At 69.1% G+C, this 15833-nt stretch carries 12 protein-coding genes, 1 pseudogene and 1 riboswitch; of the genes and pseudogenes, 4 read left to right on the forward strand and 9 right to left on the reverse strand.

The annotated features are described in order from the left end of the window. Positions 1–253 precede the first annotated feature (253 nt). The gene (locus V2W30_RS26320) at positions 254–1339 is read left to right on the forward strand and encodes a terpene synthase family protein (protein WP_425244600.1); all 1086 of its coding nucleotides are present in this window, start codon (positions 254–256) and stop codon (positions 1337–1339) included. Next, positions 1336–2723 (forward strand): annotated as a pseudogene (locus tag V2W30_RS26325) (cytochrome P450). Before V2W30_RS26320 ends, V2W30_RS26325 begins: the two are co-directional and overlap by 4 nt. A 7-nt stretch (positions 2724–2730) precedes the next feature. On the opposite strand, the gene V2W30_RS26330 reads toward V2W30_RS26325, so the two are convergent. Next, on the reverse strand, positions 2731–3693 hold the full coding sequence (locus V2W30_RS26330) for a GlxA family transcriptional regulator (protein ID WP_338700300.1): 963 nt from the start codon (positions 3691–3693) through the stop codon (positions 2731–2733). Between the two features lie 93 nt (positions 3694–3786). Here V2W30_RS26330 and V2W30_RS26335 point away from each other — a divergent pair, with 93 nt between their 5' ends. Further along, positions 3787–3945 carry a hypothetical protein gene (locus V2W30_RS26335; protein ID WP_338700301.1) on the forward strand — a complete coding sequence of 53 codons (159 nt, stop codon included), beginning with the start codon at positions 3787–3789 and terminating at the stop codon, positions 3943–3945. A 154-nt stretch (positions 3946–4099) separates the two neighbouring features. Here V2W30_RS26335 and V2W30_RS26340 read toward each other — a convergent pair whose 3' ends face one another. The 8 genes from V2W30_RS26340 to V2W30_RS26375 all read right to left on the reverse strand — a co-directional run bounded on the left by V2W30_RS26340 (position 4100) and on the right by V2W30_RS26375 (position 14124). Beyond that, positions 4100–5119 carry a ribonucleotide-diphosphate reductase subunit beta gene (locus tag V2W30_RS26340; RefSeq protein ID WP_338700302.1) on the reverse strand — a complete coding sequence of 340 codons (1020 nt, stop codon included), beginning with the start codon at positions 5117–5119 and terminating at the stop codon, positions 4100–4102. Continuing rightward, the gene (locus V2W30_RS26345) at positions 5119–7467 is read right to left on the reverse strand and encodes a ribonucleoside-diphosphate reductase subunit alpha (protein ID WP_338700303.1); all 2349 of its coding nucleotides are present in this window, start codon (positions 7465–7467) and stop codon (positions 5119–5121) included. The genes V2W30_RS26340 and V2W30_RS26345 overlap by 1 nt, the downstream gene beginning before the upstream one ends. A 127-nt stretch (positions 7468–7594) precedes the next feature. Beyond that, positions 7595–7724: riboswitch (cobalamin riboswitch) on the reverse strand. A 59-nt stretch (positions 7725–7783) separates the two neighbouring features. Then, a complete protein-coding gene (locus V2W30_RS26350) occupies positions 7784–8764 on the reverse strand; it encodes a nucleoside hydrolase (protein ID WP_338700306.1) in 981 nt (326 codons plus the stop codon). 92 nt (positions 8765–8856) lie between these two features. After that, positions 8857–10482 (reverse strand): monocarboxylate uptake permease MctP, encoded by a 1626-nt coding sequence (mctP, locus tag V2W30_RS26355; RefSeq protein WP_338700308.1) that lies wholly within the window; start codon positions 10480–10482, stop codon positions 8857–8859. Further along, on the reverse strand, positions 10479–10751 hold the full coding sequence (locus V2W30_RS26360; RefSeq protein WP_338700310.1) for a DUF3311 domain-containing protein: 273 nt from the start codon (positions 10749–10751) through the stop codon (positions 10479–10481). The genes mctP and V2W30_RS26360 overlap by 4 nt, the downstream gene beginning before the upstream one ends. Before the next feature lie 141 nt (positions 10752–10892). Then, positions 10893–11096, reverse strand: coding sequence for a YbdD/YjiX family protein (locus V2W30_RS26365; protein WP_338700312.1), 204 nt, complete (start codon positions 11094–11096; stop codon positions 10893–10895). After that, on the reverse strand, positions 11065–13206 hold the full coding sequence (locus V2W30_RS26370) for a carbon starvation CstA family protein (protein WP_338700313.1): 2142 nt from the start codon (positions 13204–13206) through the stop codon (positions 11065–11067). The genes V2W30_RS26365 and V2W30_RS26370 overlap by 32 nt, the downstream gene beginning before the upstream one ends. 153 nt (positions 13207–13359) lie before the next feature. After that, entirely contained in the window at positions 13360–14124 is a 765-nt protein-coding gene (locus V2W30_RS26375) for a GntR family transcriptional regulator (protein WP_338700315.1), read from the reverse strand. Positions 14125–14525: 401 nt separating this feature from the next. On the opposite strand from V2W30_RS26375, the gene V2W30_RS26380 reads away from it, so the two are divergent. Beyond that, entirely contained in the window at positions 14526–15803 is a 1278-nt protein-coding gene (locus tag V2W30_RS26380) for an extracellular solute-binding protein (protein WP_338700317.1), read from the forward strand. Positions 15804–15833: the final 30 nt, after the last annotated feature.

Here is a 15833-nt window from a genome sequence, read left to right on the forward strand (position 1 = left end):
CGGCCAGGCGCCGCTTCGTCGTATGCCCCCGCGCGGCCTCGTACGCCCGCATGTGCGAACAGGATCGGCCGTCAGAGATCCATATTCAGTCACGTAAGGGGACGAATCTGGTGTCCAGGGGTAGTGAGGGGAGCAAATCCGTTCCCAGAACGGTCAGTTGTAGTGCTGAATAGAAAGCGCGGGGATACGCAACGGCGCGCGCCCGGCACCGCGGGAGGGGCGTACGCCACCAGGCGGCAGAGAGGGGTTTTTCGTGCCTGCTTATCCACAGACAGCGGTCCCACCGGCACTGGCGCTACCGGTGATCGAGGACGCGTTTCCTCGCAATCTGCACCCGTATTGGCCAAAGCTCCAGGAGAAGACGCGCTCCTGGCTGCTCGAAAAGCGGTTGATGCCCGCCGACAAGGTGGAGAAATATGCCGATGGTCTGTGCTACACGGACCTGATGGCGGGCTACTACATTGGTGCCCCCAACGATGTGCTGGCCGCGATCTGCGACTACAGCGCGTGGTTCTTCGTCTGGGACGACCGCCACGACCGCGATGTGATCCACCGCAGGACGGCGAGCTGGCGGCGGCTCGCCGTCCAGCTGCATGCGGCCACGGAAGCCCCGGAGCTGCACCTGGACCACAAGGACCCCGTCGTCGCGGGGTTCGCGGACAGTGTCGAGCGGCTCTACGGCTCCCTCGGCCGGTCCTGGAACGCCCGGTTCGCGCGCCACTTCCACGTGGTGATCGACGCGTACGACCAGGAGTTCCGGAATCGGATGACGGGTACGGTGCCGACGGTCGATGAGTACATAGCCCTGCGCAGGAACACCTTCGCGCACTGGATATGGCTCGATCTCCTGGAGCCGACCGCACAGCATGAACTCCCTTCATGGGTGCGGAAAAACGAGGCATTCGCCCGCGCGGGGCTCGCCTGCCAGGATTTCTCCGCCTGGTACAACGACCTGTGCTCGCTCCCCAAGGAACTCGCGGGAGAGGAATTGCACAATCTCGGGATAAGTCTCATCAAGCACGAGAAGATTTCTCTCCGAGAAGCCATCGAGGAAGTCCGGCGAAGGGTCGAGGGAACCATTCAGGATTTCCTCGTCGCGGAGGTCGAGGTGGAGCGGCTCGCGGTCGCCACGGAGAATGTCGGACCGCACGGAGTGGAACTCGCGACGGCCATCAGGTCGTGCATCGGAAATATGCGGAACTGGTTCAGTTCCGTGTACTGGTTCCACCACGAATCCGGCCGGTACGCGGTGGACAGCTGGGACGACCGGGCCACACCGCCCTACGTCTGTGACGAACAGCCCGACCAACAGCCCGATCAGGTGGGTGAGTGCGCATGACCGTCGAATCGACTCTGCCGGCTCCGGCCGCGGGTCCGGGCCCCGAGCAGCAGCCGCCGCCCGCCCCGGCGGCGCGCCGCTCCTCGGGCACGCCTGGAACCTGCTGCGCGACCCGCTCGGTTTCCTGTCCGGGCTGCGCGACGGCGGCGACGTCGTGCGGCTGAAGCTCGGCCCCAGGACGGCGTACGCGGTATGCGACCCGGAGCTGGTCGCGACGGTCCTCAAGAGCCCGGACTTCCTGGTCGGCGGGCCCCTGTGGGAGACCATGGGCGTCCTGCTCGGCAAGGGCGTGGCGACCAGCAACGGGCCGCTGCACCGGCGTCAGCGGCGGGCGATCCAGCCCGCGTTCAGGATGGACCGGATCCACGAGTACGCGACGGTGATGGAGGAGGAGGCGCGCGCGATGGCCGCGCGCTGGAGCGACGGCCTGACCGTCGACATCACCGCCGAGGTGTTCCGCACGGCGACCCGGATCGTGGCGCGTTCCGTGCTCCAGGTCGACTCGATCGACGAGCGGGCCGACCGGCTCAGCGCGGCCCTGCACACGGTCTTCGAGGGGCTGTACCGGCGGATGATCCTCTCCTTCGGGCCGCTCTACCGGGTGCCGTCGCCCGCCAATCGGCGATTCGACAGGGCGCTGGCCGATTTGCATCGCCTGGTCGACGAGATCATCGCGGAACGACGGGCAGAGGCCGCTTCGGGAACGAATCCGGACGACCTGCTCGCGGCATTGCTCGCGGACCGGGACGAGAATGATGAACCCGTCCACGAACAGGAGGTGCACGACCAGGTCGTGTCCCTCGTCGTGGCCGGTGCGGAGAATGTGGCGAAGACGCTGACATGGGCCTTCCAGCTTCTCGCCGAACACCCGGAGCACGAAATTCGGTTGAGCGCTGAACTGGAATCCGTCACGGGTGGCCGGCCGGTCGCTTTCGGTGACCTCAAAGAACTCGCATATATGCGCAATCTCATCACCGAGTCCATGCGGATACGGCCCGCCGTTTGGATATTGACGCGGCTCGCCGCCGTCGATACGACGCTCGGTGGGTATCGCATTCCGGCCGGGGCCGACATCCTCTACAGCCCGCTGGCCATGCAGCGCGACCCGCGCGTGTTCCGCGACCCGCTGGTGTTCGACCCCGACCGCTGGCTGCCCGAGCGCGCCGCGGACGTCACGCGGACGGCGCACGCGCCGTTCAGTGTCGGCAACCGCAAGTGCCCGGGCGACCACTTCAGCATGGCCGAACTGGCGCTGATCCTGGGCACGGTGGTGGCCAAGTGGCGCCTGGTGCCGACGGCGGAGACCGACGGCACGGCCAGGATCGGCATCACCTTGCAGCCGCGGCGGGCGCTGCTCAAGGTCGAGGCCAAGCAGGCCGTCTGACGCCGGGTCAGGCGACGGACCGGACCCGGAAAGTCCTCCTGAAGGCGTTGGGGGTCGTCCCCAGCGCCTTCATGAACTGATGGCGCATCGCCGCCGCGTTCCCGAACCCGGCGCGGTAGGCGATCGCGTCCACCGTCTCGTCGGTGCCCTCCAGCAACTCCTGCGCGAACAGCACCCGTTGGCGCAGCAGCCAGCGGTACGGGGTCGTGCCCGTCTCCTGCTGGAAGCGGCGGGCGAAGGTGCGCGGCGACATGTGCGCCCGCGCCGCCAGCTCCTCCACCGTCACCGCCTCGTCCAGGTGCCGCTCCATCCAGGCGAGCACCCCGCCCACGGTGTCGCAGCGCGTCGCGGGCAACGGCCGCTCCACGTACTGGGCCTGGCCGCCGTCGCGGTGCGGCGGCACCACCATGCGCCGCGCGATCGCGTTGGCCACCTCGGCGCCGTGCTCCGTGCGCACGATGTGCAGGCAGGCGTCGATGCCGGCGGCCGTGCCCGCGGAGGTGATCACCGGGCCCTCGTCCACGTACAGCACGTCGGGGTCGACCCGGGTGCGCGGGAAGCGGACGGCGAGTTCGCGCGCGTACCGCCAGTGCACCGCGCACCGGCGCCCGTCGAGCAGCCCGGCCTCGCCGAGGACGAACACGCCCGAGCAGACGCTGAGGACGCGCGCGCCCCGGTCGACCGCGCGGTGCAGCGCGGCGAGCAGCTCCGGCGGGTAGGCGTGCGTGGGCCCGCCGGCCGCCGGTATCGCGATGAGGTCGGCCTCCTCCAGGCGCTCGATGCCGTACGGGGTGGAGATCGTCATGCCGGGGACGTGCGTCGACAGGTTCGGCCCTTCGACGGAGACCGCCGCGAAGTCGTACACGGGCAGCCCCGCGTCGCTCCGGTCGAGGCCGAACACCTCGCAGACCACGCCGAGTTCGAAGGGGTGCACACCGTCGAGCAGCACTGCGGCCACGTTTTTCAGCATGTCTGCCAGTGTGCCGCAGAGTTGGCAGCAATTCGAGGGTCACTGACAGTCCTGCCACTGCCGCGCGGTGCCGTCCGGCGCGACAGTAGAGGCATGAACACAGCGATGAACTACCTCACCGTCCTCGTCGTCTTCCTCCTCCTCGCCGCCCCGTCCCTGTACGGAATGGCCCACGACCGTCGCGTCGACCGCCGGCTCAGGTCCGCCCGCGCCGCGGAGGAACTCCGCGCCCGCTACGACCGAGTCGCCTGACCCGGCCGCCGGGCCACGGCCGGCAGATGCGCGCGCCGAACCGAACAGCACGGAGAACACGGGGAGTTACCGCCCGCGCGCGGTCGACGACGAAGGGGCGGCACCCGGCGCACGCACGGATGCGCCCGGTACCGCCCCCTCAGGAACGTGTAGCTCAGAAGTCCTCGTCGAAGTCGACCGAGCCCTCCACCGCCACCTGGTACGCCGACGGGCGGCGTTCGAAGAAGTTGGTCAGTTCCTGGACCCCCTGGAGCTCCATGAAGGAGAAGGGGTTCTCCGAGCCGTAGAGCGGGGCGAAGCCGAGGCGCTGGAGGCGCTGGTCGGCGACGCACTCCAGGTACTGGCGCATCGAGTCGGTGTTCATGCCCGGCAGACCCTCGCCGCACAGGTCCCGCGCGAACTGAAGCTCCGCCTCGACCGCTTCCCGGAGCATGTCCGTGACCTGCGTGCGCAGCGCGTCGTCGAAGAGGTCCGGCTCCTCCTTGCGGACCGTGTCGACGACGTCGAAGGCGAACGACATGTGCATGGTCTCGTCACGGAAGACCCAGTTCGTGCCCGTGGCCAGCCCGTGCAGCAGACCCCGCGAGCGGAACCAGTACACGTAGGCGAACGCGCCGTAGAAGAACAGGCCCTCGATGCACGCCGCGAAGCAGATCAGGTTGAGCAGGAAGCGGCGGCGGTCCGCCTTGGTCTCCAGGCGGTCGAGCTTCTCGACGGAGTCCATCCACCGGAAGCAGAACTCGGCCTTCTCGCGGATGGAGGGGATCTCCTCGACCGCGTCGAACGCCGCCGCCCGGTCCTTCGGGTCGGGCAGATAGGTGTCGAGCAGCGTCAGATAGAACTGGACGTGCACGGCCTCCTCGAACAGCTGGCGCGAGAGGTACAGGCGCGCCTCGGGGGAGTTGATGTGCTTGTACAGCGTGAGCACGAGGTTGTTCGACACGATCGAGTCGCCCGTCGCGAAGAACGCGACCAGACGGCCGATCATGTGCTGCTCGCCGGGCGTGAGCTTGGCGAGGTCCGCCACGTCGGAGTGGAGGTCGACCTCCTCCACCGTCCACGTGTTCTTGATGGCGTCGCGGTAGCGCTCGTAGAAGTCCGGGTAGCGCATGGGGCGCAGGGTCAGTTCGAAGCCCGGGTCGAGCAGGTTCTTCTCGGGAGTGGTGTCCGTCATTACTGGCAGGCCTCGCAGGACTCGGGGTTTTCCAGGGAGCAGGCGACCGCGTCGGGCTCGGCCATCTGGACCGGCACCCGGGCCGCGGCCCGCGCGATGCGCGTCGCGGGACGCGAGCGCAGGTAGTACGTCGTCTTCAGGCCCGACTTCCAGGCGTACGCGTACATCGAGGAGAGCTTGCCGATGGTCGGCGTCTCCAGGAACAGGTTCAGGGACTGGGCCTGGTCGAGGTACGGGGTACGGGCCGCAGCCATGTCGATCAGGCCGCGCTGCGGGATCTCCCACGCCGTGCGGTACAGGGCGCGGACCTCGTCCGGGACCCAGGTGAAGCCCTGCACCGAGCCGTTGGACTCGCGCAGCGCCTCGCGGGTCTGGGCGTCCCAGACGCCGAGCGCCTTCAGCTCCTCGACGAGGTACGAGTTGACCTGGAGGAACTCGCCGGACAGCGTCTCGCGCTTGAAGAGGTTGGAGACCTGCGGCTCGATGCACTCGTAGACGCCCGCGATGGAGGCGATGGTGGCCGTCGGCGCGATCGCCAGGAGCAGCGAGTTGCGCAGGCCGACCTCGGCGATACGTTCCCGCAGCGCGGCCCAGCGCTCCGGCCAGGTGAACTCGACGCCGTAGTGGTCGGGGTGCAGCACACCGTGTGCCGTGCGGGTCTTCTCCCAGGCGGGCAGCGGCCCGTTGCGCTCGGCGAGGTCCGCCGACGCCTCGTACGCGGCGAGCATGACGCGCTCCGCGATCCGCGTCGACAGCGCCTTGGCCTCGGGGGAGTCGAAGGGCACGCGCAGCTTGAAGAAGACGTCCTGGAGGCCCATCGCCCCGAGGCCGACCGGGCGCCACTTCCCGTTGGAGCGGCCCGCCTGCTCGGTCGGGTAGAAGTTGATGTCGACGACCCGGTCGAGGAACGTGACGGCCGTGCGGACGGTCTCGTCGAGGCGCTCCCAGTCGATGTCGTGGCGCTCCACGTCGACGAAGGCGCCGAGGTTCACCGAGCCCAGGTTGCAGACCGCGGTCTCCCCGTCGTCCGTGACCTCCAGGATCTCGGTGCACAGGTTCGAGGAGTGGACCGTGTGGCCCGGCTCCGCGGTCTGGTTCGCCGTGCGGTTCGCCGCGTCCTTGAAGGTCATCCAGCCGTTGCCGGTCTGGGCGAGGGTGCGCATCATGCGGCCGTACAGGTCCCGGGCAGGGATGGTCTTCCGGGCCTTGCCCTCGGCCTCGGCCCGCCGGTACGCGGCGTCGAAGTCGGCGCCCCACAGGTCGACGAGGTTCGGCACGTCGGCGGGGGAGAACAGGGACCAGTCGCCGCCCTCGGCGACCCGGCGCATGAACTCGTCCGGGATCCAGTGGGCCAGGTTGAGGTTGTGGGTGCGGCGCGCGTCCTCACCGGTGTTGTCGCGCAGCTCGAGGAACTCCTCGATGTCCGCGTGCCACGTCTCCAGGTAGACGGCGGCGGCGCCCTTGCGGCGGCCGCCCTGGTTCACGGCGGCGACCGACGCGTCGAGGGTCTTGAGGAACGGGACGATCCCGTTGGAGTGCCCGTTCGTGCCGCGGATCAGCGAACCGCGGCTGCGGATGCGGGAGTACGCGAGACCGATGCCGCCGGCGTGCTTCGAGAGGCGGGCCACCTGGTGGTACCGGTCGTAGATCGAGTCCAGCTCGTCCAGCGGCGAGTCGAGCAGGTAGCAGCTCGACATCTGCGGGTGGCGGGTCCCGGAGTTGAACAGCGTGGGGGAGGAGGGCAGGTAGTCGAGGCGGCTCATCAGGCCGTACAGGGCCGCCACTTCGTCCCGCGCCCGCGCGCTGTCGTCCTCGGCGAGGCCCGCGGCGACCCGGAGCATGAAGTGCTGCGGCGTCTCGATCACGGAGCGCGTGATCGGGTGGCGCAGCAGGTAGCGGCTGTGCAGGGTGCGCAGCCCGAAGTAGCCGAAGCGGTCGTCGCCCGCGGTGTCGATCAGCGCGTCGAGCCGGGCGGCGTGGACGCGGACGAACTCGGCGGTGCGGTCCGCGATCAGGCCCTCGCGGTGGCCGACCGCGACCGACTCGGTGAACGAGGTGACGCCCTGCGAGGCGGCCTCGGCGGCGATGGAGAGCGTGAGCAGGCGCGCGGCGAGCCGGGAGTAGGCCGGGTCCTCGGAGATGAGCCCGGCGGCCGCCTCGGTGGCGAGTTCCCGCAGCTCGGTCTCGTCGGCCCCGGCGGAGCGGCCGCGCAGCGCGGCGGCGGCGACCCGGCCGGGGTCGGTGTCGGGGAGGTCGGCGGTCAGCTCGGTCAGCGTGCGCAGCAGCGCGGTGCCGGGGGCATCCGCCTCGGCCACGACTGAGGCAGGATCAGCGGGCGCGATGGTCACGTGGGGGCTCTCCCTCGCTCGGCTCGGGGCCTTACGGGGGAGGAGTGGCTCGGGCGCGCACGCACGGCGGCACCGTCGTCACCGGCCCGATCCGCGAGGCCCGACGTCGTCGACGCCCCAGCCGGACGGCTCGGGCGTACCGTCGACAGGTCCTCGGACTCACGCAGGCGCTTTGTGCGCCTCCGTTCACCGTTGCGGGACAGTTCCGGAATTGCACCGGATTCCCCTGTGGCGACAGCGAGAGCGAGCATACATGTTGTGCCGGGTCGCTGCGGCAGGCCCACATCTTGTGTCGGCCCGCCGCATGCGGCGGTGCTTACACGGTGCCCGGCCGCTTCAGGAGCGCGTCCACGAAGTCCTCCGTGAAGTTGCGCGGTCCGGTGCCGAGGGCGATCCGGCCGCGGTGCCGCGTGCGCGCGTTCACCAGCGGCGACTCGACGTAGTACTCGCGGGGGTAGTCGGCGTCGTAGGGGATGAACACGGTCTTGCCGCGGGTGAGTTCGGAGGCGCACTCGACGACGACCGTGCCCTCGGCGGCGGTGACGAACGACTCGTCCGCGCAGACGCCGACGGCCAGCGGGTCGTGCAGCGGGCAGCCCTCGTCGGCGCGGTAGGCGTTCAGGTAGAAGCTCATCAGGCGGGCGGTGAGCGCCATGTCCTGGCCCGCCTCCTCCAGGATCTCCAGCTCCTTGGCGCCGAACCGCCAGCCGTGCGTCGCGTCGAGCCCGACCATCGTGTAGCGGATGCCCGAGGACACGACGAGGTCGACGGCGTCCGGGTCGGCCCACGCGTTGAACTCGGCGACCGGCGTGATGTTGCCGGGCACCTCGGCGGCGCCGCCCATGAAGACGAGGTGCTTCACGCGCCGGGCGAAGCCGGGGTCCTCGCTGAGCGCGAGCGCCACATTGGTGAGCGGCCCCGTGGCGCACACGGTGAGCTCACCCTCGTACGCGCGCGAGAGGCGCAGCAGCGCCTGCGTGGAGGATTCGGTCTGCTCGGGCGCGGTCGAGTCGGGAAGGACCTCGGTGCCCAGCCCGGCGGCGCCGTGGAACTCGCCGGCCGCCGAGTACGGCAGCCGGGTGAGCGGGCGTCCGGCGCCGCGGTGCACCGGCACGCCGCCGTCGATGCCGAAGGCGCGGGCGAGGGCGCGGCCGTTGCGGAACGTCTGCTCGGAGGGGACGTTGCCGCCGACGGTCGTGTACGCCTTGAGGTCCCACAGGCCCGTGCCGAGGAGGTACTGGAGCGCGACGGCGTCGTCGATGCCGGGGTCGCTGTCGAGGACGATGGGGGCGGGCATGGGGGGCTCCTTCAGTGATCGCGGTCAGGGGACACCGTAACGGGACAAGCCCCTCCGGACCGGAGGGGCTTGTCCCGTTACGGTGCTGCGGTTCAGTGGCCGGCGTCGACTCCCACGGCGGGCAGCTCCACCTTGACGCCCTTGTCACCGGCGTCGGCCGTGTAGTCCGCGGGCGACGTCTCGTCGATGCCCTCGGGGGCCTTGGCGGCCTTCAGTACGAAGGTCAGCACGACGGTCACGATCACGTTCAGGACGAACGCGGTCAGGCCGATGTAGCCGATCTCGCCGATGCCCGGGATCTCCTTGGCGGAGCCGCCGAAGTGGTTCTGCGTCGGCGAGGCGACCCCGTACGCGGCGAGCGTGCCGTACACCATGCCGACCGCCCAGCCGGCGAGCAGCGCCCACCGGTGGAACCAGCGGGTGAACAGACCGCCGACCAGCGCCGGCATGGTCTGGAGGATCCAGATGCCGCCGAGCAGCTGGAAGTTGATGGCGACGGTCTTGTCCATGGTCAGGACGAAGGCGAGCGCGCCCACCTTCACCAGGAGCGAGACCAGCTTGGAGACCTTGGTCTCCTGCTCGGGCGTCGCGTCCGGCTTGAGGAAGTCCTTGTAGATGTTGCGGGTGAAGAGGTTCGCGGCCGCGATGGACATGATGGCCGCAGGTACGAGCGCGCCGATGCCGATCGCCGCGAACGCGACGCCCGTGAACCAGTCGGGGAACATGTCCTCGAACAGCTGCGGGATGGCCAACTGCCCGTTCTGGACCTTGACCCCGGCCGCGATCGCCATGAACCCGAGCAGCGCGAGCAGCCCCAGCATGAGCGAGTACAGCGGCAGGATCGTGGTGTTGCGGCGGATGACCTCGCGGCTCTTGGACGACAGCGTCGCCGTGATCGAGTGCGGGTACATGAACAGCGCGAGCGCCGAGCCGAGCGCGAGCGTCGCGTACGTCCAGGTCCCTGCCGAGCCGGGCGCGAGCGCCCCGACGGGCTTGTCGGTCGCGGGGTTGATCTGCGAGAACTTCTCGTTCGCCGCGGCGAAGATGTCGTCGAAGCCGCCCAGCTTGATCGGGATGTAGATGATGGCGACCGCGATGACGATGTAGATCAGCGTGTCCTTGACGAACGCGATCAGCGCGGGGGCCCGCAGACCCGAGGAGTACGTGTACGCGGCGAGCACGCCGAAGGCGATCAGCAGCGGCAGGTCCTTGACGAACCAGTTGGTGTTCTCGCCGCCGCCGACCCCGAGGACGTCCAAGACGGCCTGGATGCCGACCAGTTGGAGTGCGATGTAGGGCATCGTCGCGAGGATGCCGGTGACGGCGACCGCGAGTGAGAGGCCCTTGGAGCCGAAGCGTCCGCGCACGAAGTCGGACGTCGTCACGTACCCGTGCTTGTGCGAGACCGACCACAGGCGTGGCAGGAACGTGAAGATCAGCGGGTAGACGAGGATCGTGTACGGCACCGCGAAGAAGCCGGAGGCGCCGGCCGCGTAGATCGCCGCCGGGACGGCCACGAAGGTGTACGCGGTGTAGAGGTCGCCGCCGAGCAGGAACCAGGTGATCCAGGTGCCGAACGACCGTCCGCCCAGGCCCCATTCGTCGAGCGAGTCGCTCTCGGCCCGGCGCCAGCGCGCGGCGAGGAAGCCCATGACCGTGACGGCCAGGAAGAAGAGGATGAAGACGGTGAGCGCGACACCGTTGACGCCGTCGTTCACGCGCCGGCCCCTTCCTGGGCGGAACCGGCGGGCTTGCGGGAACGCTGGTCACGCTGCCACAGCTTGTACGCGATCATCGTGAGCGCGGTCGAGATGAGCACCCAGAGCATCTGGTACCAGTAGAAGAACGGGATGCCGATGAAGGCCGGGTCGACCTTCGCGTACGAGCTGACCCAGAGCATCGCCACGAAGGGTGCGGCCAGGCACAGTGCAATGATCACGCGCACCGGTGTGACCACCGGTTGTCTCACTTCAGGCGCATCGGACATTCCGCGGCTCCGTCCCCTCGCTCGTCCCACTTATCTCACCTTTAACGTGCGGGAAATCTAAGCGAGAGTCTTGATCTATGGAACCCCTGTCCGGATAACGGACGTTCGGCCGCGGTGCGCCCGGGGCGATCCCCTGCCGAACTAGCAGCAACGGAAGCCCTGTCGGGGATCCGACTCCTGCCGTTCCGTCCGGCGCCGCTCGAACTCGCGCCGCGAGGGCACGGACGCCCCCGGGTGCGTCTGCCTGAGGTGCGCCACGTACCGCTCGTACGCGCTCTCGTCGGTCAACTCCCTGACGTACCACCGCACATACCTAGCCACCCGCAGTACTGCCGACGCCGGCATCGCGTGCCTCCTGCTTCTCCAGCTGGGTCGGGATCAGCCCGGCCGGGGCCACCAGCGCGGACTCCACGTACGGAGCCTCGCTGAGCGTCGTCGACCGCGGGTTCCGTACGTGCTTGATGCATACCCGCGTCGCGTCCGCGATGACCACGACGATGAGCAGGGCGAGCGCGGCCGAAAGGACGCCGTCCACCGTGGAGTTGGTGACGACGGTGTGCATGTCGTCCATGGTCTTGGCGGGCGGCAGGACCTTCCCCGCGTCGATCGCGTCCTGGTAGTTCGCGCGCTGCTGGAAGAAGCCGACGCGCGGGTCCGACGAGAACACCTTCTGCCAGCTCGCGGTGAGCGTGACGACCGCGTCCCAGACGAGCGGAACCCCGGTGATCCAGGCCCACTTGAGCCGTCCGGACTTCACGAGCAGCGTCGTGCAGACGGCGAGGGCGACGGCGGCGAGCAGCTGGTTGGCGATGCCGAAGATCGGGAAGAGCTGGTTGATCCCGCCGAGCGGCTCGTGCACGCCGACCCACAGGAAGTAGCCCCACAGGCCGACGACGACGGCGCTGGTCAGCAGCAGGCCCGGCTTCCAACTCACGTTCTTGAACGGCTTGTGGACGTTGCCGAGCATGTCCTGGAGCATGAAGCGGCCCACGCGCGTGCCCGCGTCGAGGGCGGTCAGGATGAACAGCGCCTCAAACATGATCGCGAAGTGGTACCAGAAGGCGCGCAGGCCCCCGCCGGTCACCTTCGAGAAGATCTCCGAGACGCCGATCGCGAGGGTGGGCGCACCTCCCGTACGGGACAGGAGGGTCGACTCCTCGACGTTCTTCGCGGCCCGCGCCAGATCGTCCGGCGAGATCGAGTAGCCGAGGTCGGCGACGGCCTGCGACGCCGACCGGACGGAGTCGCCGATGACGCCGGCGGGCGCGTTCATCGCGAAGTACAGGCCCGGGTCGATGATCGAGGCGGCGACGAGCGCCATCACGGCGACGGACGACTCCATGAGCATGGAGCCGTAGCCGATCATCCGGACCTGCGTCTCCTTCTGGATCATCTTCGGTGTCGTGCCGGAGGAGATCAGCGCGTGGAAGCCGGACAGCGCGCCGCAGGCGATCGTGATGAAGACGAACGGGAAGAGCGACCCCGCGAAGACCGGCCCGTCACCGCGTGACGCGAAGTCGGTGACGGGGTCCATCTTCAGGGTGGGCAGCGCCACGACGACGCCGATGGCGAGCAGTGCGATGGTCCCGAGCTTCATGAACGTCGACAGGTAGTCGCGCGGCGCGAGCAGCATCCACACGGGCAGGACCGAGGCGATGAACCCGTACGCGACCATCCAGATGACGAGGGTGGACGGCGCGAGCGTGAAGGTGTCGGCCCAGGACGACTCGGCGACCCAGCGCCCGGCGACGAGCGCGAGCAGCAGCAGTGCCACACCGATGAGCGACACCTCGGACACCCGGCCGGGCCGCAGCACGCGCAGGTAGAACCCCATGAACAGGGCGATCGGGATCGTCATGGCGATGGAGAAGGTGCCCCACGGGGAGGCGGCGAGGGCGTTCACGATCACCAGCGCGAGCACGCCGAGCAGGATGATCATGATGGCGAAGGCGGCGACCAGGGCCGCGGCCCCGCCGAACGGGCCGATCTCCTCGCGCGCCATCTGCCCGAGCGAGCGCCCGTCGCGCCGCGTCGAGAAGAACAGCACGACCATGTCCTGGACGGCACCCGCGAAGATCACGCCGACGATGATCCAGATGGTGCCCGGCAGGTACCCCATCTGCGCGGCGAGCACCGGGCCCACCAGCGGTCCGGCCCCGGCGATGGCGGCGAAGTGGTGGCCCAGCAGCACGCGCCGGTCGGTCGGATGGAAGTCCATGCCGTTGTTGAGGCGCTCGGCGGGCGTGGCCCGTTTCGCGTCGACCCGCAGGACCTTGTAGGCGATGAACTTCGCGTAGAAGCGGTACGCGATGGCGTACGAGCCGAGCGCGGCGGCGACCATCCACGCGGCGGACACCTCCTCGCCGCGGGAGAGCGCGAGCACGGACCAGCCGGCTGCCGCCACGAGGGCGACGACGGTCCACAGGGCGATGGTGCGAGGGGTTGCGGTACGCACGTGAGCGTCCTCCCGTCCATGCGGCGACGGGAGGACCGTAGGGCAGAAAGGTGATGCGCGCTACACCGCGAACAGGCTTGGTGGTACGGCGAGTTGGGCCGCGCGCGGTCCGTCGGCCGCCGGAGCCGCGGCGCGGAGGGCGCCCCGGCCCGCTCAGTCCATCGGCCGCTTGAGCCGCGCGACGAACTTGTACCGGTCGCCGCGGTACACCGAGCGCACCCACTCCACCGGCTGGCCGGAGCCGTCGATCGAGTGGCGGGAGAGCATCAGCATCGGCAGACCCACGTCGGTGCCGAGCAGGCCCGCCTCGCGCGGGGTGGCCAGCGATGTCTCGATGGTCTCCTCGGCCTCGGCCAGGTGCACGTCGTAGACCTCGGCGAGGGCCGTGTACAGGGACGTGTACTTGGCGAGCGAGCGGCGCAGCGCCGGGAAGCGCTTCGCCGACAGGTGCGTCGTCTCGATGGCCATCGGCTCGCCGCTCGCCAGGCGCAGCCGCTCGATGCGCAGGACGCGGCCGCCGGCCGTGATGTCGAGCAGCCCCGCGAGGGTGTCGTCCGCGGTGACGTACCCGATGTCGAGGAGCTGCGAGGTGGGCTCCAGGCCCTGCGCCCTCATGTCCTCGGTGTACGAGGTGAGTTGGAGGGCCTGTGACACCTTGGGCTTGGCGACGAAGGTGCCCTTGCCCTGGATGCGCTCCAGGCGGCCCTCGACGACCAGCTCCTGGAGGGCCTGGCGCACGGTGGTGCGGGAGGTGTCGAACTCGGCGGCGAGGGTGCGCTCGGGCGGCACGGGCGTGCCCGGCGGGAGCGTCTCCGTCATGTCGAGCAGGTGCTTCTTCAGGCGGTAGTACTTGGGCACGCGCGCGGTACGGACGGGTGCCCCGCTCTCGTTCTCCGCACTGCTGACGTCGGTGCTCATGCTCCGCCTTCCGGCTCCGGTGCCGATGCGGCCGACGTACCCATCGGCCACGGCTCACATCGTGGCACGGCTCGCTCCGCGGGACTCCCCGCACGCTCCGTGATCCCTCCTTATACCGCCCGGTGACCGTCTGGTCTAGTCCACCTTGCCGTCTCGGTCCGGCGGCCGGGCGGCCCCAACACCCGTGTCGCGCGCGGCGGGTGTCGTTCCGATAACGGACGCACAGCCCTTTCTCGGCCACCCTTGACACGCCTATTGGTCTGGGCCAAGCTCCCGGTACTGGTCTACACCATTAGTGGCCAGGTCCCAGTCCCACCAGCCGTATCCGCGAACGTTTTCACGTACTCGCCGTATGTCATCGCTGTGGGTGGGGGGTTGCAGGCATCCCTGAGGAGGGTGACATGAAGCGCAAGCTCATCGCGGCCATCGGCGTCGCGGGCATGCTGGTCTCGATCGCTGCCTGTGGCAGCGACGACAAGGACAGCGGCAACAAGGCCGGTCCGGACAGCTTCAAGGGCGAGACGCTGACGGTCTGGGCGATGGACGGCTCCACGCCGCCCAACTGGACGAAGGACCTGAAGGCCGCCTTCGAGAAGAAGACGGGCGCCACGCTGAAGTTCGAGACCCAGAAGTGGGACGGCATTCAGCAGAAGATCACCACCGCGCTCTCCGAGTCGACCCCGCCGGACGTCATCGAGGTCGGCAACACGCAGACGCCGGCCTACGCGGCCACCGGCGGCCTCGCCGACCTGAGCGACCTGAAGAAGGAGATCGGCGCCGACTGGACCGAGTCCGTCTCCAAGTCCTCGGTCTACGAGGGCAAGCAGTACGCCGCCCCGTGGTACTTCGCCAACCGCGTCGTCGTCTACAACAAGAAGATCTGGGCCGAGGCCGGGATCAAGGACACGCCGAAGACGCGCGACGAGTTCTACAAGGACCTCGAGACCATCGGCAAGAAGACCAAGGCCGAGCCGCTGTACCTGCCCGGCCAGAACTGGTACTTCTTCGACGGCCTGACCATCGGCCAGGGCGCCGACCTCGTGAAGAAGGAAGGCGACAAGTACGTCTCCAACCTGGCCGACCCCAAGGTCACCAAGGCCATGGAGATCTACAAGAAGTACGCCTCCTACTCCAAGGCCCCCAAGGACAAGGACGAGGCCACCCCGCAGCAGGCCGAGGTCTTCGCCAAGGGCAACGTGGGCGCCTTCATCGGCATGGGCTGGGAGGGCGGCACCGCCGTCGCGGCCAACAAGAAGATCGAGAAGGACCTCGGCTACTTCACCATCCCCGGTGAGACCGCCGAGAAGCCCGAGGGCGTCTTCCTCGGTGGCTCGAACTTCGCCGTCGCCGCGGGCAGCAAGAAGCAGGAGCTCGCCAAGGAGTTCCTGAAGATGGCCCTCTCCGACAAGTTCGAGGGCGCGCTCGCCAAGGAGAGCGGCGTCATCCCGAACAAGCAGTCCCTGGAGAGCAACCTCAAGGGCAACGCCGTCGCCGAGGCCGCCGCGCCCGGCGCCGCGGTCGGTGGCACCACCCCGCTGATCCCCGAGTGGGCCGCGGTGGAGAACACCCCGAACCCGATCAAGAGCTACATGACGTCCGTGCTCAACGGTAAGTCGCCCGCCGAGGCCGCCAAGGCGGTCGAGGGCGAGATCAACAAGCGCCTCGCGCAGAAGAACTGATCACCGCCGGCCGGGGGCGCCCCTCGCGGG

The organism is Streptomyces sp. Q6, from assembly GCF_036967205.1.
GTDB classification, from domain to species: Bacteria; Actinomycetota; Actinomycetes; order Streptomycetales; family Streptomycetaceae; genus Streptomyces; species Streptomyces citrinus.

Bases quoted from the DNA above. Each gene is read 5' to 3' on its own strand.
- V2W30_RS26350 (WP_338700306.1), bottom strand. From the start codon at position 8,764: ATGCCCGCCCCCATCGTCCTCGACAGCGACCCCGGCATCGACGACGCC.
- V2W30_RS26335 (WP_338700301.1), top strand. From the start codon at position 3,787: ATGAACACAGCGATGAACTACCTCACCGTCCTCGTCGTCTTCCTCCTC.
- V2W30_RS26365 (WP_338700312.1), bottom strand. From the start codon at position 11,096: ATGCCGGCGTCGGCAGTACTGCGGGTGGCTAGGTATGTGCGGTGGTAC.
- V2W30_RS26340 (WP_338700302.1), bottom strand. From the start codon at position 5,119: ATGACGGACACCACTCCCGAGAAGAACCTGCTCGACCCGGGCTTCGAA.
- V2W30_RS26330 (WP_338700300.1), bottom strand. From the start codon at position 3,693: ATGCTGAAAAACGTGGCCGCAGTGCTGCTCGACGGTGTGCACCCCTTC.
- V2W30_RS26360 (WP_338700310.1), bottom strand. From the start codon at position 10,751: ATGTCCGATGCGCCTGAAGTGAGACAACCGGTGGTCACACCGGTGCGC.
- V2W30_RS26375 (WP_338700315.1), bottom strand. From the start codon at position 14,124: ATGAGCACCGACGTCAGCAGTGCGGAGAACGAGAGCGGGGCACCCGTC.
- V2W30_RS26380 (WP_338700317.1), top strand. From the start codon at position 14,526: ATGAAGCGCAAGCTCATCGCGGCCATCGGCGTCGCGGGCATGCTGGTC.